Raw genomic sequence first — 22,511 nt, 5'->3', positions numbered from 1 at the left:
GATGGGTACACCGCCGATCGACCCCGGAAAATCAACAGTTCTGTTTCCGAAAGACGCTCAGCGGATTGGCTCGGTGCGCGATTACTACGATCTCGTTTCCGAACTGGGGCTGCGGTTCCGGAACGCGCTGCGCAACCGTCGAAAGTCTTCCGATCCTTCAGACGTCACGGAAAATTACAACAGCAGTTGGGGAAAGGTGCTCCGGCAGGAAAAATGGCTGGGACATGAGAGCCTGTCTGAGTTCCTGAACCCGCGGGGCGATCAACAGATCATCTCGACATTGGACAGCCAGTGGATGATCGTGCCGAGGCGGTCTTATCTGGATTTTCGGCTGGATCATCTGAAAAGTACGCTGATGTCGTTTGTGAAACCCTTTTCGGACCCGGTCACAGTCGCCGAACTTGGATGCGGCTGGGGCCGGAACATTTTCGGGCTCAAGAGTGTGGACTTCCCATTTCCACTCAGAGGATTTGAATTGACCCCCGAAGGCGTTGAAGCGGCAAACAGGATCGCACGCCATTTCAATGTGCCGGATGTTCGTTTCGATCAGGCCAACTTGCTCGAGGATGACATCGAGATCGCCGATGACGTTGTCTACACCTATCACTGTCTGGAACAGATAAAGTACGGGACCGAAGATGTGCTGCGCCGTATCCTGGCTTGCAGGCCCAGGCGGGTAGTCCACTTCGAGCCGGTCGTCGAGCTGCTCAATCCATATAAGCCGAGAGACTTTGTGAACCTCGCCTACAATCGTGTGGTCCGGTACCAGAATTCGCTCTTGTCGAGCTTGGAAAAACTGGAAGCCGAAGGGGCTGTGCGGATCTTGCACGTTTCCAGGGAAGGCTTTTACCAACTCCCGATCCAGGAAACCTGTTGCGTGGTCTGGGAGCCCGCATAGGCACGCCCGATGCGCGGTCGCCGGATTGTTTGCGACGGCAGCCCTGCTCGTTGTCGTTACTGCCCAGACACTTGGCTTTCAATCTGGTCGGTAATCCACCGATTGGCAGGCAGGGCAAGATGATCGCTGCCCTGAAACAGGAAGACGCCGTTCCTGAGACTGGAGCAGGTATCGCGCTCCTGCGAACAGGTAAAATCGCGAGGGTTGATCGATATCAGTGAGGGACTTTGGTTGGACATTCCGATGAGCAGGTCGTCGATTTTCCGGTTTCGTTGAACGACTGGCCCCCGCGGTATTTCCAGCTCTTTTTCCAGCTGTTCCAGATTGGAAACCTGTGCCGAAATCAGCTTCGCCCTGACATTTGGATCCCAGCCATTGACGTGCGTCGGCAGGACCACAACAACCGAGCCGCGGAGCTGCTCGAGCGCCTGAACCGATTTCTCGAGTGATCGGAGAAAATTTGCTTCGTGATCAGGCGAATTGAATTCGCCGTCTTCTGACATGTAAAGGCGGCGTGTTCTTACGCCAGGTCCGCCAACAGTGTTGTCGAAATCGTGGCCGAAAAGATACAATGGCAGCCGTGCACTCAGGACGATCACCGTGTCTTCATCTGCATATTGCTGCAGGAACGCCAGTCGCCGGGACTGATACTCCGCCGTGCATTTTTCACTGACCTCGCCGTCGCCGTAATAGGCGGTAAGTCCGAGCAAAAACGGGCAGCCGCTGGCCGTCAGGTCCGCGAGCTCCGAGTAGAGCGGTTTCCGCTCATAAATGGCCTCCGAAAGCACCCGTGCGTGACTGTCGCCCAGGACCACCAGCTTCAGGGGTCCGCTTTCCGGCGTACGCGCACCTGGCAGGATGCACACATCGCCATCGAGTTCGGGAAAGGAACAGTTTCGTTCGGCAACGACGATGCCCCTGAAAACTTTTGGGATCTCGATTGTCTGGCCTGCGACAACAACGGTCTGATCGTCCGCATTTCTGGCGCGGACCGCGAGGCCTTCGGAGGCAAACGAAAGGACGACGATCCCGAGCGCCGAAAGAATGGCGGTGACGTTTTTGCCCAGAATGACGCCGTTCTTGAACGGCCTTTCGATGAGCCGCCATGACAGGAACCCCGCGATGAAACTCACGGCGATGAGCAGGAAGAGGCTATCCCACGACAGCGTCTCTACCGAGCGCATGCGTGCAAAGGCGAAGAGGGGCTGATGCCAGAGATAAATGCTGTAGCTGGCAAGGCCAACCGGAACAAGAAACCGGTTGTTCAGCAGCAAGATCACCGAAGTTTTTTGCGCGCCTATCAGACAAATTCCCATTGCGCCCAGTGTCGGTGCCAGTGCGTAGGGTCCCGGGAACGGCGTCGCTTCGCTATAGGCAAAGACAGGAACGGCAATCAGCACAATACACGACCCAAGCACCAACTCCCGCTGAACCCTGGACAATGTCGGGGTCCGATTTTGCTGAACGAGACAGGCCGCGGCACTTCCGAGCAACAGCTCCCACGCGCGTGTCGGCAGCATGAAAAATGCAAAGCTTGGCCAAAGCTGAACTGCAATCGTTACAAAAGCGAAACTGGCGACCGACAGGAGAAGAACGACGTGCAAAGGGTTTGCGCGCCGGACGCGGGAAACCAGCAACAAGAGGAAAGGCATGAGCAGGTAAAACTGTGCCTCGACGCCGAGCGTCCACGTATGCAGGAGCGGTTGCAACTGAGCGGCGACTTCGAAGTACCCGCGTTGTGCAAGAAAGTAGAAGTTTGAGACGAACAGAGCCGCCGCGCCCGCGCTTTCCTGTATACCGACCTGATAGCTGTTTGGCACCAGAAGGCTTGCCGCCAATACCGTTGCGATGAGAACGGCGAAGAGTGCGGGAACAATTCGCAGAATGCGCCGCCTGAAGAAAACCGGAAGCGAAAAACTGTTGCTGTTGAGATCTGAAAGTATGATCCCGGTTATCAGATAGCCTGAAATAACGAAAAAGACATCAACACCGATAAAGCCGCCGGAGAACGTGTCGAAGCCCGCGTGAAACAACACGACCGCAAGCACCGACACCCCGCGTAATCCGTCAATATCCGCTCGGTAATTCATGCATTTCCTGGTTGTCGCGTTATCCGGTTGGCCGCGTTTTTGCCCATGCTCTATGCCAATTGCAGATCCGTCTGCCGCCGGTCGAGCCCGCCTGCCCCGGACTGCGCCTTGCGTGGAACCGGGCTCGTGGTTGAGCCGAGCTATCGATCGCCAGGCCCTGGACTGGCCGAGTGCCGGGACATCCTGATCAGAACCATTTTAGCGGAGGACCATACGCCTTGTAGTTGGCAGGTGCGTCGAGAAACCGGAAATCCAGCAAGAGCGCTTCCCGGGTCCCCGCATGGCTGAAACGTCCGCGTCGATGCAAACCCATCGTATTGAAAATGATGAGCGAATTTCCCGGAGCTTCAAGCGGGATAGGTTTCGCGTCGAGAAGCTTCAGCAAGTTATCCTGGATCGGCTGCACTTTCACATGCGGTTTGCCCTGCCGGGCCCTCGCCTGGACGATGCTGTCCCTGTATTCCATGTAGAGCCGCTTCATGTTGAATTTGTGCGTTCCAGGCGCAAACTCGAAAGCGGCATTCGATTTGTCGCAATCTTCGAGATAGAAGAACGCGCGGAAATTTCGCAAAGGCACGTCGTAGTGCAATTCGTCCGTGCGTGCGGTCTCGCGCAGGCCCAGGTCGCTTTCCTCCGCCCAATAATGGTGCATGCGGATCAGGGGTAGAAGATGTTGCCGGTGCGCCGACGCGTTTTCGACGACTTCGTTTATCGTGTTGTTCTTGACAAAGAGCTCTTCGATCAGAGGGTCGACGGTGCCGTCCTTGGGGTCGCAGAGGGGGGGAGCAACCAGCTTTGGTCCTTCGTTTGTCGGTTTCTCAAGGTCTTTGAGACGCTCATAGTAATGATCCTTGAGCCGGGCATAGTCCTCCGGAGAAAGAAAATCAGGGATGACGATGTAACCATCGCGCTCGAAGTCTTTCGTGTAATTCGATTTTTCGGAACGCGGCGACAGGAAGAGCCGTCGAAGCCGGTACTTCAGCTCGAAACCCATGACCCGGAAAACCTGCAGTCCAAGCTGGTTCGCCCGCGTCTTGAACTTTGAACGCACAGGGGTTGACCAGGGGCCCTTCTTTTTTTTGCTCATTGTTGTGTCGCCTCATACAAATCTGGCAAGTCGTATGCCACGGGTGAGCCTGTCAGCGCAACAAATCATGCCCAGCATCGAAATGTCGGGCGCGGCGAGACGCCGTGCCGCGTTTCTCATTCTTCTTGACTCAGCTTGAGAGCTTTATACAAGCGGGTCGTCGGTCTGCCTGGGGAATGGATCGGCGGGTAGCAAAAGGCTTATGCATGCTGGAGAAATTTGCCAAGAGGATAGCCTACAAAATCAGGCGAAAACTCAACTACAAGACAATTTCGATAAGCGGGATCGTTCTCAATACAGATCCTGAACTTGTACCCAAGGGTATTCGAAAGCAGTTGCTGCAAAAGGAATACGAGAGCCCTGAGCTGATTTTGGTGCGGGAAGGCATAACGGCACAGGACCGCGTTCTGGAAGTCGGTGCCGGTATTGGCTTTGTCGGCATTGCCTGCGCGAAAATCTGTGGCCCGGAAAACATTCTGTCCTATGAGCCCAACCCGAAAATGAGGCCGGTGATCGAGGCGAACTATTCCTTGAATGGCATGCGCCCCAACCTGAGAAGCAAGGTTGTTGCCGTGACCGACGGCGAACTTGAGTTTTATTTTTCAGAATCCGTTCTTTCTTCATCGCTGGTTGACCGGAAACAGGGCAGCCCGACGCTCGTCGAAGCGGATGCCATTTCCGGTGTTGTCGAGGAGTTTCGCCCAACCGCGATTGTCATGGATGCCGAGGGAGCGGAAATCGATCTTCTTTCCAATTGCGATCTTGGCCGGGTGTCGACGATCGCGGTTGAACTGCACCCGCATATCGTTGGCTCACAGGCGATCAGCGAGTTGCGCACCTATCTCAGCGAACGCGGCTTTGAAGAGAAAAAGAGGCTGGGAAAAAGCGCATTGTTCAGGAAGGCCGCCTAGGAAATCAGGCGACCCTGTCCGTGAGCCTTTCTTGATCCTGTTGCGCTTGAACGCCGCTTTGACGTTTGCGTTTCTGCCGGTCCGTTACCGAAAGGGCCGGCCTTGGTTCAGGCGTTACGGTCAAGCTCCAGTCCGAGCAGCTTTGCGTAGAAATCGCAGATTGCGCCTTCGGAGTGCTGTTCCTGCTGATACACATGACCGTTTTTTCGGAGTTTTTCCCCAGATGCGGCGTTGGCAAAGACGGATTGGATGTTCCCCGCCAGCGCGCCGGCATCCCCGCAGGGCGACAACAGGCCGGTCTCCCCGTGTTCAATCAGCCAGCTCGGTCCGGGGGACGCAGTGGCAACGACCGGCAGTCCGGCGTTCCAGCCTTCCAGCACGACGTTGCCGAGCGGCTCGTCGTCGGTCGGACAGACCAGGATATCGGCGGCGAGGAGGAACGGGGAGGGATCCCGTTGCCAGCCGAGGAAATGTGTTCTCGCCTCGACGCCAAGCGTCGCTGCAAGCCGCCTGTTTTCATCCAGGAGCTCACCGTCACCAATAAGCCAGGCGTGCACGGTCTCCGGCAGCTTCGCAAGTGCCTTTATCAGCAGGTCGAACCTCTTGCGTTCGACGAACCGCCCGAGCGCGATCAGCACGGTGGCGTCTTCCGGTGTGTTGAAATCCGCACGATGGACGGGTTGGAGGCTTTCCGGCAGGGGATCCACGAAGTTGCTTATCATGTGCGCCCGGTCGGCGCGCCAGCCATCCTCAACCGCCTGCCGGATGATTTCCGGTGTGTTGCCGATGAGACCCTCGACGTTGCCATAGGTGTGAAAACCATCGGGGAAGTCGCCAAGACGCAGGAATGTGCGCATGTCCGGGCCGGGCTTGGGCATCCACTTGCTTGCCGGGCTCATCCAGCCGAGTGTTGCCTTCGAGCCAAAGTTTCTGATCACGCGCGCAATGCCCCAGCGAACGAAATGACGTTTGAAATGCGAGCGGCTGAATTTCAATTCGTGGACCTCGCAATGCTCTGCGAGTTCGTCCCTCCAGGGCCGGTCGTACCGGATGAAGGCGATCTGTTCCACGCCACGTCTCGCCAGAGCACGGGACAGGCGCACGAAAAATTTCTCGGCGCCGCCGTCGACGCCGAGATGGATATGCGCGAGCTTCCTGCGAGCGGAGGTCGGATCAGTTGCCATCAATCACGTCATAGTAATTGTGAGCCCTGCCGAACAGGCCGCGCAGATTGCCCGATCCCTTCATGAGGCGGATGAGCCCGTAGTAGTAGAGTTTTTCGCCGCGTTCCCTTGCAAAAGGCTTCAAGACAAACCCGACGATCGTGGCCACAAGTCCTAACAGGATGCGCCTTGTGCTCTTCGGAATGAAATGCAGTGCGGCCTTGCCTCTGCCTTCCCTCAGGACGATGTTGAACGCACCGGAGGTCGCTGCCATGTGCATGCGGCTCAAGAGCCGTTTGGTCGTCACGCGCGAGGCGGGAATGTCCTCTTCGACAAAGGCGTCGTCGACCCATATCATCTTCGCGCCCGCAGCGTGGGTGCGGCGGAAGAAGTCGATGTCCTCGCTTCCGAAGGTGAGCCTTTCGTCAAACTTGAGACCCAGCCCGTCTTTCCGCACGATGCGCGCATGGATCAGCACGTTGTTGGTCGGAGCTTCGGTGATCTCGGTGCCGGTGGGCCTTGGTTTCAGCAGTTGGGATTTCCACCAGTGGGGAGCCGGTTTTTCGTAGATCCGCCGGACCGGACCGTTGGCAACCTCGGCATCGAACGTCTTGCAGGCCGTTAGAAGTTTCTCGATCCAGTCAGGTTCGGCACGTTCATCGTCGTCGATGAGGGCCACCCAGTCCGGACCCTGTTCGAGCGCCGCCTCAAGTGCCGTGTTGCGGGCAAAGGGAATGCCCCGCCGAGGTTCGTGATAGAAAGAAACCGGAACGGAGAACGCTGCCTTAACTTCGGCTGCCGCTGCACCCATGAAAAATGGCACCGCGTCGTTTTCAACGACCACCACGGACAGTTCGGTCTCGTCCGGACGGATCAGACTGTCGAGGCTTTTGAGGCACGCCTTGAGCATATTCGGACGCTGCGCCGTGCAAACGGCGATGACCAGTTTCTGGGCCATAGGGTAATTTCAATCCTCGGGTCGACAGTGTCGCGGCTCGAGCAGGGGTTTGGCGCAACAGACGCGCGCTGTCAAAGGAATTCCGCAAACCCGGCTTTCCAGAACGCTGCATGCGCGCTACGGTTTAGAGGCATACCTCACTCTAACCCTTTGAGCGATTGCGAAGACGCAACGGTGTTTGGGAGGACACGAATGAAGGGACAGATGATGCACCGTCCGCTGAAGATAGCGGACATCATCACCTTTGCCGCGGCAAACTATCCGAATGGGGAACTCGTTTCCGTGCGAACGGAAGGCGACGTCCACAGAACGACCTACCGGGAGACGGCGCACCGTGTGGCACAACTGGCCCACGGGCTGCGAAATCTTGGGGTCAATCCGGGTGACAGGATCGCGACGCTTGCCTGGAACGGCTACCGTCATTTTGAACTGTATTATGCGATTTCCGGCATTGGCGCCGTTTGCCACACAATCAACCCGCGCCTGTCCGCGGAGCAGATGATCTACATCGTCAACCATGCAAAGGACAGGATACTCTTCTGCGACACGACCTTTGTTCCGATCATTGAAAAGCTCCGGCAGCATCTGCCGCAAGACCTGCTTGTTGTCATTATGACTGACAGGGCACACATGCCGGAGACCTCGCTCGAGGGCGCGCTTTGCTATGAAGAGCTGCTGGACGGGCAGTCACAGGAGATCGACTGGCCCGACTTCGACGAGAACCAGGCAGCCGGCCTTTGTTACACCTCCGGAACGACGGGAAACCCGAAGGGCACCCTGTTTTCGCACCGCTCGACCCTGCTTCACGCCTTGACGCTCTGCATTACCATTCCCAAGGTTTTGCAGGAAGGAACCCGGATCCTGCCGGTGGTGCCGCTCTTTCACGTCAACGCCTGGGGATTGCCCTATGCAGCCCCGCTTTCCGGTGCGAGCCTGATTTTCCCGGGCGGTGCGCTGGACGGAAAGAGCCTGTTTGATCTTTTGGACCGCGAAAAGGTTTTCTCTGCCTGGGGCGTGCCGACGGTCTGGCTCGGCCTGATGAACGAAATCAGCCAGAGAGGCCGTCTCCCGGACGGGTTCGGTGACGTCGTCATTGGTGGTTCTGCGGCCCCGCGAGCGTTGATCGAGGCATTCGAGACCAGGGACGTGAATGTCTGTCACGCCTGGGGCATGACGGAGATGAGTCCGCTCGGAACGCAGTGCAATCTGCCGCCGGACATGGCGGATCTGCCGCAGGAACAGCGCATCGATCGCAAGCAGTCGCAGGGGCGCGGTGTTTTCGGCGTGGAGATGAAAATCGTTGACGATGCCGGAAATTGCCTTCCGCACGACGGCGCATCGCAGGGACATCTTTATGTGCGCGGCAACACGATCACATCAGGCTATTTCGAGGACCCGGAGGCGTCCAAGCCCGTTTTCGATCAGGAAGGCTGGTTCTGTACGGGCGACATTGCGGTAATCGATCAGAAGGGCTTCCTGCAGATCACCGACCGGTCCAAGGATCTGATCAAGTCCGGTGGCGAATGGATCAGCTCGCTCGACCTTGAAAACATCGTCATGTCCCATCCGGACGTCGCCAATTGTGCCGTGATCGCCGTACCCGACCCCAAGTGGGACGAGCGTCCCCTGCTGGTGATCGTGCCGCGCGAGGACGCGCAGCCGCAGGAGGATGAATTGCTTGCGTTGCTGGCGGACAGGCTGGCCAAGTGGCAGGTTCCCGATGAAATCGTCTTCGTCGAGCAGCTGCCGCTTACCGCAACCGGCAAGGTTTCCAAACTGACGCTCAGAAAGCAGCATGCCGAGGGCGGCCTATGACGCCGGACGTGCTTTTCGGCCTCACCGGCAAGACGGCGCTCGTGACCGGGGGCGCAACGGGAATTGGCCGGATGGCGGCCGAGGGCCTGATGGCTGCCGGGGCGCGGGTGCTGATTGCGAGCCGGAAGGAAGACGCCTGCCGTGCGGCCGCCGACGAACTGAATGCAGCCGGTTACAGTGGCCGGGCCGAAGGGTTTGGCGGCGATGTCGCGAGCGAGGGCGGCATCGACGCGCTCAGTGCCGAAGTTGGCAACCGTTGCGACAGCCTGCATATCCTGATGAACAATGCCGGAACCAGCTGGGGCATGCCGCTTGGCGAATTTCCGTATTTCGCCTGGGAGCGCGTGCTGCAGCTCAACGTCACCGGGTTGTTCCACCTGACACAGAAGCTTTTTCCGCTTCTGGAAGAGGCGGCAACCGGTGATGATCCGGCCCGTGTCGTGAATGTCGGCTCGGTGATGGGCGAGTTGCCACATGGCGACAGGGCCTACAGCTATGCGGCTTCGAAAGCCGCTGTTCATCACCTGACGAAAATCCTCGCCAAGGAACTTGCGGAAAGGCGCATCACGGTCAACGCGCTTGCGCCCGGTCCCTTCGTCAGCAAGATGACCGCATTTGCGACCGCCGATGAAGATGTCAGACAAAGAGTAGGCGCCCAGGTCCCGCTTGGCCGGGTCGGACGTCCGGAAGATATCGCTGCCGTGTTGCAATATCTGTGTGGCCGTGGCGGTGCGTATGTGACCGGTGCCATTCTTCCGATCAGCGGCGGCATCAATGTCCAAACCGGACCGGACCTGTTCCAGGAGGCCTATGAGTGAGCGCAGGAGAAGACGCGCGCGTGCTTTCGGTGGACGAGCTGAAAACGCTGATCGGTGAGGAAGTCGGGATCTCGTCCTGGTACCGTGTCGATCAGGCGCGGATCGATACCTTCGCGGATGTGACCGAAGATCATCAGTTCATTCATGTCGATCCTGAAAAGGCAGCACGGACCCCCTTTGGCGGCACAATCGCGCATGGCTTTCTGACCTTGTCGCTGCTCTCCGCCATGGGGCTGGAGGCCCAGCCAAGGGTGGCGGGAGCGCAGTTGGGCATCAATTACGGTTTCGACCGGATCCGGTTTCTGCATCCCGTGAAAGCCGGTCAGGAAGTCCGGGGTCGCTTTGTGCTGTCACGTGTCGCCGAAGCAGGGCCCGGAGAAGTGGACCTCCACTGGCAGGCGACGATCGAGATCGACGGTGAGAAACGACCTGCGCTGAAGGCTGACTGGCTAAACAGGTTCTACCTGGTGGAAAGCGGGGAAAGGCAGACGCGATGCTGAAGACGCGATCGCTTCCACCAGTCTTGCAGGATTTGAGGCTGCCGGCAATTGCGGCCCCGCTTTTCATTGTCTCCTGCCCGGCACTTGTGATTGCGCAATGCAAGGCCGGCATCATCGGCAGTTTTCCGGCGCTTAATGCCCGCGACGAGCCCGGTGGGCCCGTGATGCTCGAGGTCTGGCTGCAGGAGATCACCGAGGCGCTTGACCGGCACAATCAGGCGAACCCGGACAGTCCGGCAGCGCCCTTTGCCGTCAACCAGATCGTCCACCGGTCCAACGAGAGGCTGGAGCGGGATGTCGAGATCTGCGCGAAGCGGAAGGTGCCCGTGTGGATCACGTCCATGGGCGCGCGGGTCGAGGTGAACGAGGCGGCGCATTCCTGCGGTGGCATCGCGCTGCATGACGTCATCAACAACACCTATGCGAAAAAGGCGATCGACAAGGGGGCCGACGGACTGATCGCCGTTGCGGCCGGGGCAGGCGGTCACGGCGGTCCGCAGTCGCCGTTTGCGCTCGTTCGTGAAATCCGCGAATGGTTCGACGGTCCATTGCTCCTTGCCGGTGCGGTGTCGACGGGCGAAGCGCTTCTGGCCGCGCGCGTGCTGGGTGCCGATTTCGGCTATGTCGGATCGCCTTTTGTGGCGACGGACGAAGCCAACGCCGATCCTGTCTACAAGGACATGATGGTTGCCGGGGCGGCGGAGGACGTCATGACCTCGTCGCTCTTCACCGGACATCCGGCCAACTATCTGAAAGGATCCCTGTCGCGCGCCGGTCTTGACCCGGACAACCTGCCGGCGGAGTGGGACGTCAGCGTCATGCCGGACGACAGTCCGCTGCCGAAGGCCTGGCGGGAACTGTGGGGGGCGGGACAGGGGATTGGCGCGATCAAGACTGTCGGGCCTGCCTCGGCGGTGGTTGACCGCCTGGAACAGGAATATCTGGCCGCGTGCAGGCGCGCGCGGGACATCATTTAGGGAGTCGTCATGGATCTGGGCACAACAGAGCGGGTGCGGCCGCTGATCGAACAGGTCCGGCAGATGGTCGAAACCGAGATCGCGCCGCTTGACATCGAATTTCATCATGAAGTCGGCAGGCATCCCTCCGGTGACCGCTTTCAGCACACCCCGCGCCAGCTTGAAATTCTCGAAGGCCTCAAGGCGAGGGCGAAGGAACGGGGTCTCTGGAATTTCTGGCTGACGGACAGCGAGAGGGGTTTCGGCCTGACAACGGTTGAATATGCCTATCTCGCTGAAGAAATGGGCAAGGTCGGCATCGCGGCCGAGGTATTCAACTGCAATGCTCCCGATACCGGCAATATGGAAGTGCTGGAGCGCTACGGCACGCCCGCGCACAAGGAGCGCTGGCTGAAACCGCTTCTGGAGGGGACGATCCGCTCCGCCTACCTGATGAGCGAACCGGATGTTGCCTCGTCCGATGCCACCAACATTGCGCTGAGCGCTGTACGCGACGGCGATACATGGGTTCTCAATGGCGAGAAGTGGTGGGCAACCGGCGCAGGCGATCCGCGCTGCCGGCTTTATATTGTCATGGCCTGTTCCGATCCGTCGGCCCAAAAGCACAGTCGCCATTCGATGTTTCTTGTCCCGGGCGACGCAGAGGGAATCGAGGTGTTGCGGCCGATGCAGGTTTTCGGGGCGGATGACGCCCCTCACGGGCATATGCATATCCGCTTTACGAATGTCCGGGTGCCGGCGGAGGACCTTGTACTCGGCGAGGCGCGCGGCTTCGAAGTCGCGCAGGGACGTCTCGGCCCGGGCCGTATCCATCACTGCATGCGCGCGATCGGGCAGGCGGAAATGGCTCTCGAATTTCTGTGCAAGCGGGCAATGCAGCGCGAGGCTTTCGGCAGGAAATTGACGGATCTCGGCGCGAACTATGACATCATTGCCGATGCCCGTATGGAAATCGAAATGGCGCGGCTCTTGTGTCTCAAGGCGGCCTGGATGATGGACACCCAGGGCACGCGGGCGGCCCAGCCCTGGATCAGCAAGATCAAGGTGGTGGCACCGCTCACGGCGCTGAAGGTTGTCGACGAGGCCATGCAGGTCCATGGCGCGGCAGGCATCAGCCAGGATTTCCCGCTCGCCGCCATGTGGACACACTTGCGGACGCTCCGCTTTGCCGATGGTCCGGACGCCGTCCACCGGCGCCAGGTCGCGCGCACCGAAATCCGGAAATACACCAACGACAAGGTCTGAAGATGGCTGCGGACCCGGCATGTCAAAACAGGAGCAAAGGCTTTTGCCGTATGCGAACCAACCTCATCCTGAGGAAGCGCACAGCGCTGTCTCGAAGGATGGGCCGCTTGCTCCTGCGCATGCCGCCCATCCTTCGAGACGCGCGCCTTCGGCGCGCTCCTCAGGATGAGGTTGGTGGTGTTTTCGTGATTGGCGCCCGGCTTCTCCAGCCGCTACCCACACAAAGTAGGCTCCGTAATGACCAGCACCGCTGATCTTGATCTGGAGCGTCTCGGCGGTTGGCTGCGGGAGAACCTTGCCGGTTTCGCCGGCCCGCTCCGTGCGGAAAAGTTCAATCGCGGCCAGTCCAATCCGACATTCCGTCTGGGCACCGCCTCCGGCGACTATGTTCTGCGCCGCAAGCCGCCCGGCGTTCTCCTGAAATCCGCACATGCGGTCGATCGTGAGTTCCGCGTCCAGAAGGCGCTCGCGGGCTCGGATGTGCCGGTCGCCCGAATGCACGTGCTGTGTGAGGACGAAGGCGTCATCGGGTCGGCGTTTTATGTCATGGAGCTGCTGAGAGGCCGGAGCTTCGACGACCCCAGGCTTCCTGGTCTCGATACATCTCTTCGCGGAGGCATCTACGCCGATATGAACCGGGTTCTCGCCGCGATACACCGGGTTGATCTTGAAGCACGCGGTCTCTCGGACTTCGGGCCGGAGGGCAACTACTACAGGCGTCAGATCGACCGGTGGACCAAGCAGTACCGGGCCAGCGAAACCGAAGAAATCGCCGCCATGAATGCGCTGATAGACTGGCTCGACAGCAACGTGCCGGATGACGACGGCCGGCGGACGCTGGTTCATGGCGACTATCGCATCGACAACATGCTGTTTGCGGAGGATGGGCCGAGTTGTGTCGCGGTGCTGGATTGGGAACTCTCGACGATAGGCCATCCCTTCGCCGATCTTGCCGCACTTGTCATGCAATGGCAGCGCCCGCCGGGCGCGGAAGGGCGCGGTCTTGCCGGGGTCGACCGCGCGTCGCTCGGAATTCCCGAGGACCGGGCCTTCATCGATGACTATTGCCGGCGCGCCGGACTGCCGGGAATACCTGACTTCGGCTTCTATCTCGCCTTTGCCTTTTTCCGCATGGGGGCCATCCTTCAGGGCGTCAAGAAACGCGCCCTCGACGGCAATGCCTCCAATCCCGAACTGGGCCTGAGGCTTGGCGCGAGTGTGCCGGACTATGCAGCAGGCGGATTGAAGGCGGCGAGATCCTCCTGAGAAACAAGCGCGCCTCTGCGATTCAAGGCGGCTTCAGAGCTCCACCGTGGAATCAAACTTCTGATCGGACGAAGGTGAATGGGTCCTGAAGCTTATTCTTAGGATCTCCTTTTCCTCAGGTGCGCAGCGAAACGAAGTCTGGAAGTGTGGGTCCGGCAGAATTGCATTTGCGGCCAATCCTTCGAGACCGCGCTCACGCGCTTCCTCAGGATGAGGCTGGCACGTGGGTCGAAGGGAATGCCGCAAGTCGGCAACAAATCCACGTGTCGTCATTGCCGGACTTGATCTGGCAATCCATGCCGTTCGGTCTCACCTCGAAGGCGATCTCCAACCACTGAACTTGTCATTCCGGCTGAAGCGCAGCGGAACGCAGAGATGACATTGGCTGCGTTGGTTTGCCCCCGAAGAACGTCACCTACCGTCCGTCATTGCAGGGCTTGACCCTGCAATCCATGCCCTGACACCTCAACAACGCACGCCCTGCCAAATGGAAACGAAACGGCATGGATCCCGGATCAAGTCCGGGATGACAATCAACGAGATTGGAGCCTCAGGGAGGGGGCCGTTTGATAAAGTGGCACAACCCGTCGCATTGCATGGCCGCTCTGAGTTCTTGAAGTGCCGCTTTGAGTTGCCGCCGCACCGCAGCTGGACGCGCTACCTTGCGAGATTCCAACGCCCTAACGCCCTCCGTCGACATATTCGCCGTCAAACCGGAACACCGCGTGACCGCTGTTGCTGTGCTGCGGCGGAACGCCAACGCGCATCTGTAAAAACAGGGCGCCGTCCGGGTCCTTGTAAAACGGTGCGCCATTCCAGAGCTTGATCATGAACACTTCGGCGTTCTCGACCTTGAACGCCTTGATCAGCATTTGGGGAACATCGGTAATCAACTGGGGGTGAAACCCGGCCGCCTGTGTGAACGTGATCAAGTCCGCGTCGTTTTCCATGATCCGCGGCCGTGAAAAGCCGCGCGCGACGCCTTTGCTGCCGAGCGTGTATTCCACAACGTTGCCGGCGGCCTCGGGGTCCGGCAGCACAATGCTTGCCCTGTCCTGGCGGAACGTCATCTCAAAGAATTTGACGTCCGTGCCGAGCGTGCCCTGAAACTGGACGAAGGCTTCCGACATGCCCTTGATCGACAGATAGCTGTCGAATTCCCGGAGACTTTCCGGCAGCGCCACCGAATAGATGCTGGCGTCGGGACGCACGCGCACCACGACTCTCTCGCGTCCACCGGACGCGTCCTGGAACCTGATTTCCCAAAGGACGCCGGATTCCTTGCCAGTTGGCGGAGGTCTGGTCGCCTCAACGCCGTCAATCTGGCTCCAACCCGCCGGTGCTTCCGCGCGCGCCGCGTCCAGGATCTGCGGCAGGCGGGCGAGACCGCTCTTCGTTATGGAAAATGGCTGGCTGCGACCCGTCAAGGTGTACATTGAAACCGGTTTGCCGCCGATCCCGCGCCGGAAGCTGCCACCGTTCCAGCGATAGTCCTGTATCGCTGTCGGATCGGTCGGCGACACGGCATCAATTTCGACGCCATGGGTCAGTACCTTGATTTCGAAGACGTGTTCACCCGGACCGATGACGTCGGCAAATCGGTTTTCGGCTCCTTCGAACGGCCAATCGGACTGTGTCCGCAGGTTCATTGACCGGCAACGCTCGGTGTGACTGATATCGGCGCCGTCGAAGCGGCCGTCGGCGAGCGCATAGACCTGCCCGTGCTCGCGATCGCTTCTGACCGAGATGTTCCACTTCACCGCCCATTCTGCCTGACCGAGAACCGGGCCCAGGGCGGCTGCGGCCGCGGTCACCGTTCCCGGGTTCCTGGTCGGCAGGTTGTCCGGTGCAGCGCTCAAAATGGACCACAGCTTCGAAATCTGCAGTTCCGCCTGGCTGAAACGCTCGGGCGGGACGACAAACTTCGGACCGTCTGCCATATGCATCGGTCCATGGAGTTCGTCTACGGAACCCGGATCGCGGCCGTTGCGCCGCACTGACCAGAGATTGAATTCTTCGCCGTCCCGTCCGGTTGCGGCAATAACCGAAAAACTGTCAGGTTCGACCCTCAGCCACAGAAGGTCGCTGTCGCCGATCTCCTTGGTCAGCGTGGTCCAGGCGATGTCGAATGAACTCTTGTCATTGAGATAAGTTGTTTGAGCCCAGGCGGGCAATGAAAGCGCAAGAGCAACGAACAAAACAAGCGGCGCGACGCCGCTGCGCAGACGCAGATATTTGGCCATGATGCACCTCAAAAATATATGAATGGTGCATCATGCCTTGAATACGCTGCGTAAGCAAAACCTGGCCAACACGAGAGCCGGGCTTTATGGCTCAGCTTTCATTCATCCCCGCAAACGTGCCGCCGCTTTCGGCGAGCTTCCGCAGCAGGGACGGAACCTGCCAGTAATAGTCGTCTTCCCCGGCATAGGTTTCGATCCGCCGCACCAGTTCCGCAGCGCCGATCTGATCGGCCGTATGCATCGGCCCGCCGCGGAAGCGCGGAAAGCCGTAGCCGAACAGGAACACAGCGTCGATATCAACGGGCCGGAGCGCGATGCCCTCTTCCAGAACGCGCGTTGCCTCCAGGATCATCGCCGTCACGAAGCGGCTGACGATCTCGTCGCCGGCAAAGGTGCGCGGCGTCACGCCCGCCTTGGCGCGCTCCGCGTCGATGATCGCAAGCGCCTCCGGGTTCGGACGCGTGCCCTCGGCGTCGTAGATGTAAAATCCCTGCCCCGTCTTGCGGCCGAACCAGCCTTTTTCGCAGATCTCGTCGGCGATCGGGATGTAACGCTCTTCTGCGGGGCGCGTCGCTGCACGGCGTTTGTTGGCTGCCCAGCTGATGTCGAGCCCGGCAAGGTCGGCGACCTGGTAGGGGCCCATGGCGAAGCCGAACCCGGTGATCGCCCTGTCGATCTCCTCCGGAGACGCGCCGTCCATCATCATGTAGTCGGCCGCCTTCTTGTAGAAGGTCATGATGCGGTTGCCGATGAAACCGTCGCAGACGCCGGAGCGCACTGCAATCTTCTTCAGCTTCTTGGCAAGGGCAAACCCGGTGGCAACCGCATCCGCCCCCGTCTTGTCGGCAACGACAACTTCCATGAGACGCATGATGTGCGCGGGAGAGAAGAAGTGCAGACCGACAACGTCTTCCGGCCGGCGCGTCGCCTCTGCGATCTGGTTGACGTCGAGATAGGAGGTGTTGGACGCCAGCACGGCTCCGGGCTTTGCGATCTTGTCCAGCGTTTCGAAGATTTCGCGTTTGACGCCCATGTCTTCGAACACGGCCTCGATAATCAGGTCGGCATCGGAAAGAGCCTCGAGCTCTGTTGCCGTGGACAGCTTTTCGGACAGGATGTTTTCCCGGACGTCGGATGTCAGCTTGCCGCGTTTCACCGCACCGTCGAGATTGGACGTGATCGTCGCCTTGCCCCGGTCGAGACCGGCCTGATCCCTCTCCGTCATCGTGACGTCGAACCCTGCAAGAAGCGCAGCCGTTGCTATGCCCGAGCCCATCGTGCCGCCGCCGATCACACCGATTTTTTGAACGTCCCGTGGCGTTGCGGCGGCTTCCGGAACCTTGGCGACCGCGCGCTCAGCGAAGAACGCATGGATCAGTCCGGCCCGTTGCGGGCTGTTCATGCATTCGTTGAAGAGGCGGCGCTCTTCCTTCAGGCCCTCGTCCCGCGGCAGCCGGCTCGCCTCGACAGCATCGACACATTTGTGTGGCGAGAAGAGAAGCGGTTGGGTCTTGGCGAGTTTCGCCCGCATGGCCGCAACGGCATCGGCGTCTTCTTCAACCGGCAGATCGCAGGTGCGCCTTGCTTCCAGCTTGCCCGCGAGAAGGTCCTCGGCAGCCGCGACGGCGGCTTCTCGCGGGTCTCCGGTGGCGATCCGATCGATCAGACCCTGGTCCAGTGCCGACTCGGCCGGGATCGGCTTGCCGCCCGTGATGAGGTCAAGAGAGGCCGCAATACCGGCAAGACGCGGCGTGCGCTGCGTGCCGCCTGCGCCCGGCAGGATGCCAAGCGTGACTTCGGGCAGCCCGACCCGTGTACCGGGCAGCGCGACCCGAACGTGGCTGGCAAGCGCGACTTCCAGCCCGCCGCCAAGTGTCGTTCCGTGAAGAACACAGACAACCGGCGTCTTGCTGTCCTCGATGAAATTGCAAAGATCCGGGAGCCACGGGTCTTTCGGCGGTTTGCCGAACTCTCGGATATCCGCGCCTGCTATGAAGGTCCGGCCTTCGCCATAAAGGGCAATGACCTTGACATCCGCGTCTTCCTGCAGGGTTTCGATGGCTTTCCAGATACCCGAGCGCACCGCGTGGGAAGCCGCGTTCACCGGCGGATTGTTCAATGACACAAGCGCGACCGGACCTTGGCGCTCAAGCGACACGACGTCGTTGATACCGGTCACTCCGGTTTGAGATCCTGATTGCATGGGTTCCTCCGGAAAGCCGCCCGGGGCGAGCGGAACTGCGCTGGAATGTTCAATTCCGGGAGGGGCTTGTCAAGCCGACGAAACAGAATGGGAAGGTGCCGGAATGGAATGGGTCCTGACCCTAGCGCGGTGAATTTGAAGTTCGCTCCGGAGTCTGCTGAAACTATAATGCGAACTTCAAATTCACCGCACTAGTTTTTCGGAGCGGCCTTTGGCGAGAAGGCGCAGCGGTCGGGTTTCAGGTCGATCAGCGGGGTTCCATCGAGGCAGTCGAGCCCGCGAACGATCAGAACCGGTCCGTCAACGCTGATCAGTTTTGCACCAACCGTTCCGATCGGGTTCGGTCGGACGGGAGAGCGCAGCGCAAACGTGCCGAAGGTCTTGTCGCTGTGTCCGGGGTTTTGCACCACCAGATCTCTCCGGGACCTGTCGAGCCAGTAGAGCACTTCGATCTGGTCGTACTCCTCGATCCCCTTCAGCGCCGGCACCCAGGGTTCGAACACTTCGATCCGGCATTCCGGTCCATCCTGTTTGCCCTGGCGCGGGCAATCCTTCCTGTCGGTCCAGGGCGTGCGGATGCGCCCGATGAAATGGAGCTGCGCATCATCCGGCTCGGATGTTGGCACCATGATTTCGTGGGGGCGAATGTCGCTCATGGATAGGTTCCTTGGTCGGGAGGTCAGTCGGACAGCCAGCGAACCGACCCGAAGTCTGTCAGGTCGTAACCGCCGAGCGCCTCGGCTTTTTCAAGAAATTCTGGCGTCCGGGCGTAGGTGAGCAGCGTCTGCACCGGCTCGGTGAAATAGGACCTACGGTCGATCAGGAGATCGAACTGCTCGTCGGTGAGCGGCAGGAACGAGAGCTTGAAGCGTCTGGCCATTGCCTCGATACCGAGCGATGCGTCGGCCTCTCCGGATGCGACCGCTGCTGCCGCGTCGCTTTCCGTGTGGGCCCTGTCCTTGCACAATACCAGGTCGCTTTCGGAAAGACTTGCGTCCTTCAGCAGCTTTTCGAAGATCAGGGCGGCCCCGGCGCCGGGCTGGCGTTGCGCGACGCGCCGGCCCTTCAGGTCCGACGTTGTTCGCACGCTCCGTGCAACATCATTCGACAAAAGCAGCCCGCGTTTTCGCACCGCCCAGCTTATCAGAACACAGTTCCTGCTGCCGCTGCCGGACACGGCGGAAACGTTCCAGCCGTCTTCGCCCGGAAGGTGCAGACCGGCGGCAAGTGCGCTGCCGGCGTTGAACTGTGCCAGGCCGTCCCGGCTGCCGTTGCAGAGCGTGGCGAGACCGCATCCGGAGGCCCGGATGGCCCAGTCCAGAAGCGGATCATGGGACCCTGCCAGGACGTTGGGCCGGTCCCGGGCGTCCATATTGTCATCGCCGTCAATCCAGTTGCGCAGCGCCTGTGCGGGGAAAAGAAGTTTCCCTGTAATCCGGCGGTGTGGAATCTCATTGGCGGCGGCCAGGTCGTAAACCTTGCGCTCCTTCACCCTCAGGAGATCAGCAACCTCTTTCGTGGTCAGGAAAAGCGGAGCGTTTTTTTCAATTTCGGACACGGCAGTTCCTGCATTTTTCAAGGAGCGTAAACGAGAGGTGCTGGTACGTTCAAGAGATCCGAATGATGGAAAAGTCGGGCTTTTGCAACGGGATGGCCCGCTTCGTCCAGGCCGCAGGTCAGGGCGGTGGGTCGTATCGGCGGCATTCTGCGACGTTTGTAGGGTTTCGCAGCCGGAAGATAAAGACGATAGTCCGGTGGCGGCAGAAAGACTGCAAGCTGTCGCAACGCGTTGCAACAGACCGGAAAGAAGATTTTCTTTCCGCCGAACCCGTTGTTTCGGGTGGATTTTCCCGCATTCTTCCGTGCTGCAAAATATTCAGTCGGATCATGAATAAAAAATATCCATTTTTTTTCACAAGCCCCTTTCAAAGAAGCTTCTTTTTTGTTTTTCTAGCGCCGATGGTTTGGTGAATTCCTGAACAGTAACGATCGTTACCGCAAGATTTCACTCGGCGATCCATAATAATGATAGAACCGGATTTGGGGACAATATGGCGAATGCAAGGGGCGCTGCTGTTAAGTATGACAGCGTTCAGAAGAGCTATGACGGGGAATCCCTGGTCGTAAAAAACCTCAATCTCGATATTCCGCCCGGCGAGTTTCTGACAATGCTCGGGCCTTCCGGTTCCGGCAAGACAACCTGTCTGATGATGCTGGCCGGTTTCGAACCTGCCACACACGGTGAAATCTATCTGAATGACCGGCCGATCAACAACGTCCCGCCGCACAAGCGGGGCATCGGCATGGTGTTTCAGAACTATGCCCTGTTCCCGCACATGTCGGTGTCTGAAAACCTCGCGTTTCCGCTCCAGGTCAGGAATGTCCCGAAGGCCGAGCAGGAACAGAAGGTGCAGCGCGCGCTCGACATGGTCGAGCTTGGAGCGTTCGGCAACCGCCGCCCGGCGCAACTGTCCGGTGGCCAGCAGCAGCGCGTCGCCGTTGCCCGCGCCCTCGTGTTCGATCCCGAGCTTGTCCTGATGGACGAGCCGCTCGGCGCTCTCGACAAACAGCTGCGCGAGCAGATGCAGTATGAAATCAAGCATATCCACGAGAATCTGGGCGTAACCGTCGTCTATGTTACGCACGACCAGACGGAAGCGCTGACGATGTCCGACCGTGTTGCGGTTTTCAATGACGGCGTCATCCAGCAGTTGTCGACCCCGGACGACCTTTACGAAGATCCGCAGAATTCGTTTGTGGCGCAGTTCATCGGCGAGAACAACAAGCTGAGCGGCAAGGTCGTCGGCATTGACGGTGAGGAATGCCTCGTCGAACTGGACGACGGTACCCAGCTGAAAGCGGACAAGGTCAACGTGTCCGCGGTGGGCGACAGGACGACACTGTCGCTTCGCCCGGAACGTGTCGAATTCGACACGAACGACTCCATGGACAATCTTGTCGATGGCCGGATCGAGGAACTGATCTATTTGGGAGACCATATCCGCGTTCGCATGAACGTGGCTGGCAATGACGAGTTCATCGTCAAAGTTCGCAACCGGGGAGAGCGGCGCAAGCTGCATGTCGGTGAAACCGTCCAGGTTGGATGGGCACTCAACGACTGCAAGGCGCTCGACGCGGTTGCCTAAATTCGCGTGGCGGATGCTGCAGTCCGCCCGCGACAACGACGGAAAAATCCGTTCAATCCTAAAAGAGGGAGCTAGCTCAAATGAAGCTCAAGACTTTAATTCTCGCGGGAACTGCCCTGGCATTTGCCGGTAGCTCGGCGCTTGCCACGGATCTCACGCTCGTTTCCTGGGGTGGCGCTTACCAGGCGTCCCAGAAGAACGCCTACACGGATCCTTACACGGCGGAAAATCCCGACATCACCGTGATCTGGGACGAATCCTCTGCCGAGGCCGTTGCCAAGCTGCGCGCCATGAACGAAGCCGGCAACGTCACCTGGGATCTCGTGGATGTGGTTGCCTCTGACGCAATCCGCCTCTGCGACGAAGGCCTGGCGATGGAAATCGACCCGGACGTCGATCTTGCAGCCGCACCTGACGGAACCTCTGCATCTGAAGATTTCGGCGACCTGCTGGTCTCCGAGTGCTTCATCCCGCAGATCGTCTATTCCACCACGTTCGGCTACCGGTCCGATATTGACGAGTGGGGCGGCAAGGAGCCGACCGAAATCTGCGACGTGTTCGATCTGGAAACGTTCCCGGGCAAGCGGTCCCTGGAAAAGCGCCCGATCAACAACATGGAATGGGCTCTGCTGTGTGACGGCGTTCCGAAGGAAGAAGTCTACAACGTGCTGGAGACCGAAGAAGGCCAGAGCCGAGCGTTCGCGAAGCTCGACACCATCAAGGACAACGTTGTCTGGTGGTCTGCCGGTGCTGAAACACCTCAGCTTCTCGCCGACAAGGAAGTCGTGATCGGCTCCACATACAATGGCCGCCTGTTTGCCCTGATCGAAGAGCAGAAGCAGCCGGTCAAGATGCTGTGGGACGCGCAGGTGTTCGACCTTGACGGTTGGATCATCCCGACCGGTCTGCCGGAAGATCGTCTTGCCGAGGTGAAGAAACTCGTCAAGTACGCGACCGACACGCAACGTCTGGCCGACCAGGCGAAGTTCATCTCCTACGGCCCGGCCCGTAAATCCTCTGCACCGCTCGTCGGTCAGCACGCTTCGCTCGGTATCGACATGGCTCCGCACATGCCGACCGACCCGAACAACGCGAAGAACACCTTCCTCTATAACTACGAGTGGTGGGCTGATTACCGCGACGACATCGACGCCAAGTTCCAGGCTTGGCTCGCACAGTAAGCCAATAGGC

The 22,511-nt window shown here is 59.5% G+C and carries 19 protein-coding genes; 11 read left to right on the top strand and 8 right to left on the bottom strand.

Features of this window, described 5'->3' with window-relative positions:
- The first annotated feature begins 1 nt into the window (after window position 1).
- Window positions 2-898 (top strand): hypothetical protein, encoded by an 897-nt coding sequence (locus tag RDA78_RS04735; RefSeq protein ID WP_434054205.1) that lies wholly within the window; start codon window positions 2-4, stop codon window positions 896-898.
- Window positions 899-954: 56 nt separating this feature from the next.
- On the opposite strand, the gene RDA78_RS04730 is transcribed toward RDA78_RS04735, so the two are convergent.
- Together RDA78_RS04730 and RDA78_RS04725 are read right to left on the bottom strand one after the other, a co-directional pair.
- Window positions 955-2,988, bottom strand: coding sequence for an acyltransferase family protein (locus RDA78_RS04730; protein WP_434054204.1), 2,034 nt, complete (start codon window positions 2,986-2,988; stop codon window positions 955-957).
- Window positions 2,989-3,175: 187 nt separating this feature from the next.
- A complete protein-coding gene (locus RDA78_RS04725; RefSeq protein ID WP_434054203.1) occupies window positions 3,176-4,075 on the bottom strand; it encodes a phytanoyl-CoA dioxygenase family protein in 900 nt (299 codons plus the stop codon).
- A gap of 206 nt (window positions 4,076-4,281) precedes the next feature.
- Here RDA78_RS04725 and RDA78_RS04720 point away from each other — a divergent pair, with 206 nt between their 5' ends.
- Entirely contained in the window at window positions 4,282-4,986 is a 705-nt protein-coding gene (locus tag RDA78_RS04720; RefSeq protein ID WP_434054202.1) for an FkbM family methyltransferase, read from the top strand.
- Window positions 4,987-5,093: 107 nt separating this feature from the next.
- Here RDA78_RS04720 and RDA78_RS04715 read toward each other — a convergent pair whose 3' ends face one another.
- Window positions 5,094-6,170, bottom strand: coding sequence for a glycosyltransferase (locus RDA78_RS04715; RefSeq protein WP_434054201.1), 1,077 nt, complete (start codon window positions 6,168-6,170; stop codon window positions 5,094-5,096).
- Complete coding sequence (locus RDA78_RS04710; RefSeq protein WP_434054200.1) at window positions 6,160-7,107, bottom strand: glycosyltransferase family 2 protein; 948 nt, start codon at window positions 7,105-7,107, stop codon at window positions 6,160-6,162. Before RDA78_RS04710 ends, RDA78_RS04715 begins: the two co-directional genes overlap by 11 nt.
- Before the next feature lie 192 nt (window positions 7,108-7,299).
- Here RDA78_RS04710 and RDA78_RS04705 point away from each other — a divergent pair, with 192 nt between their 5' ends.
- From RDA78_RS04705 to RDA78_RS04680, 6 genes are all read left to right on the top strand, one after another.
- Window positions 7,300-8,922 carry a long-chain fatty acid--CoA ligase gene (locus RDA78_RS04705; RefSeq protein ID WP_434054199.1) on the top strand — a complete coding sequence of 541 codons (1,623 nt, stop codon included), beginning with the start codon at window positions 7,300-7,302 and terminating at the stop codon, window positions 8,920-8,922.
- Entirely contained in the window at window positions 8,919-9,740 is an 822-nt protein-coding gene (locus RDA78_RS04700) for an SDR family NAD(P)-dependent oxidoreductase (RefSeq protein WP_434054198.1), read from the top strand. The genes RDA78_RS04705 and RDA78_RS04700 overlap by 4 nt, the downstream gene beginning before the upstream one ends.
- The gene (locus RDA78_RS04695; protein WP_434054197.1) at window positions 9,737-10,240 is read left to right on the top strand and encodes a MaoC family dehydratase; all 504 of its coding nucleotides are present in this window, start codon (window positions 9,737-9,739) and stop codon (window positions 10,238-10,240) included. Before RDA78_RS04700 ends, RDA78_RS04695 begins: the two co-directional genes overlap by 4 nt.
- A complete protein-coding gene (locus RDA78_RS04690; RefSeq protein ID WP_434054196.1) occupies window positions 10,234-11,217 on the top strand; it encodes an NAD(P)H-dependent flavin oxidoreductase in 984 nt (327 codons plus the stop codon). Before RDA78_RS04695 ends, RDA78_RS04690 begins: the two co-directional genes overlap by 7 nt.
- Window positions 11,218-11,226: 9 nt before the next feature.
- Complete coding sequence (locus tag RDA78_RS04685) at window positions 11,227-12,462, top strand: acyl-CoA dehydrogenase family protein (RefSeq protein ID WP_434054195.1); 1,236 nt, start codon at window positions 11,227-11,229, stop codon at window positions 12,460-12,462.
- Window positions 12,463-12,699: 237 nt separating this feature from the next.
- On the top strand, window positions 12,700-13,728 hold the full coding sequence (locus tag RDA78_RS04680) for a phosphotransferase family protein (protein ID WP_434054194.1): 1,029 nt from the start codon (window positions 12,700-12,702) through the stop codon (window positions 13,726-13,728).
- A 680-nt stretch (window positions 13,729-14,408) separates the two neighbouring features.
- Here the strand turns inward: RDA78_RS04680 and RDA78_RS04675 are convergent.
- The 4 genes from RDA78_RS04675 to RDA78_RS04660 form a co-directional block, all read right to left on the bottom strand.
- Window positions 14,409-15,971, bottom strand: coding sequence for a hypothetical protein (locus tag RDA78_RS04675; RefSeq protein ID WP_434054193.1), 1,563 nt, complete (start codon window positions 15,969-15,971; stop codon window positions 14,409-14,411).
- Between the two features lie 91 nt (window positions 15,972-16,062).
- The gene (locus RDA78_RS04670) at window positions 16,063-18,174 is read right to left on the bottom strand and encodes a 3-hydroxyacyl-CoA dehydrogenase NAD-binding domain-containing protein (protein WP_434054192.1); all 2,112 of its coding nucleotides are present in this window, start codon (window positions 18,172-18,174) and stop codon (window positions 16,063-16,065) included.
- 191 nt (window positions 18,175-18,365) lie between these two features.
- A complete protein-coding gene (tsaA, locus tag RDA78_RS04665; protein ID WP_434054191.1) occupies window positions 18,366-18,830 on the bottom strand; it encodes a tRNA (N6-threonylcarbamoyladenosine(37)-N6)-methyltransferase TrmO in 465 nt (154 codons plus the stop codon).
- A gap of 23 nt (window positions 18,831-18,853) precedes the next feature.
- Entirely contained in the window at window positions 18,854-19,732 is an 879-nt protein-coding gene (locus tag RDA78_RS04660; protein WP_434054190.1) for a substrate-binding domain-containing protein, read from the bottom strand.
- Between the two features lie 62 nt (window positions 19,733-19,794).
- On the opposite strand from RDA78_RS04660, the gene RDA78_RS04655 reads away from it, so the two are divergent.
- The 3 genes from RDA78_RS04655 to RDA78_RS04645 all read left to right on the top strand — a co-directional run bounded on the left by RDA78_RS04655 (window position 19,795) and on the right by RDA78_RS04645 (window position 22,501).
- On the top strand, window positions 19,795-20,145 hold the full coding sequence (locus tag RDA78_RS04655; protein WP_434054189.1) for a hypothetical protein: 351 nt from the start codon (window positions 19,795-19,797) through the stop codon (window positions 20,143-20,145).
- An 80-nt stretch (window positions 20,146-20,225) separates the two neighbouring features.
- The gene (locus RDA78_RS04650) at window positions 20,226-21,320 is read left to right on the top strand and encodes an ABC transporter ATP-binding protein (protein ID WP_434054188.1); all 1,095 of its coding nucleotides are present in this window, start codon (window positions 20,226-20,228) and stop codon (window positions 21,318-21,320) included.
- An 80-nt stretch (window positions 21,321-21,400) separates the two neighbouring features.
- Window positions 21,401-22,501: an extracellular solute-binding protein gene (locus tag RDA78_RS04645; RefSeq protein WP_434054187.1), complete on the top strand. Its 1,101-nt coding sequence runs from the start codon at window positions 21,401-21,403 to the stop codon at window positions 22,499-22,501.
- Window positions 22,502-22,511: the final 10 nt, after the last annotated feature.

The sequence above is a fragment of the Roseibium sp. genome (assembly GCF_051016195.1).
GTDB lineage: Bacteria > Pseudomonadota > Alphaproteobacteria > Rhizobiales > Stappiaceae > Roseibium.
Note: the sequence above shows the minus strand (reverse complement) of the source record. Positions and strands in the feature narration are given on the sequence as shown.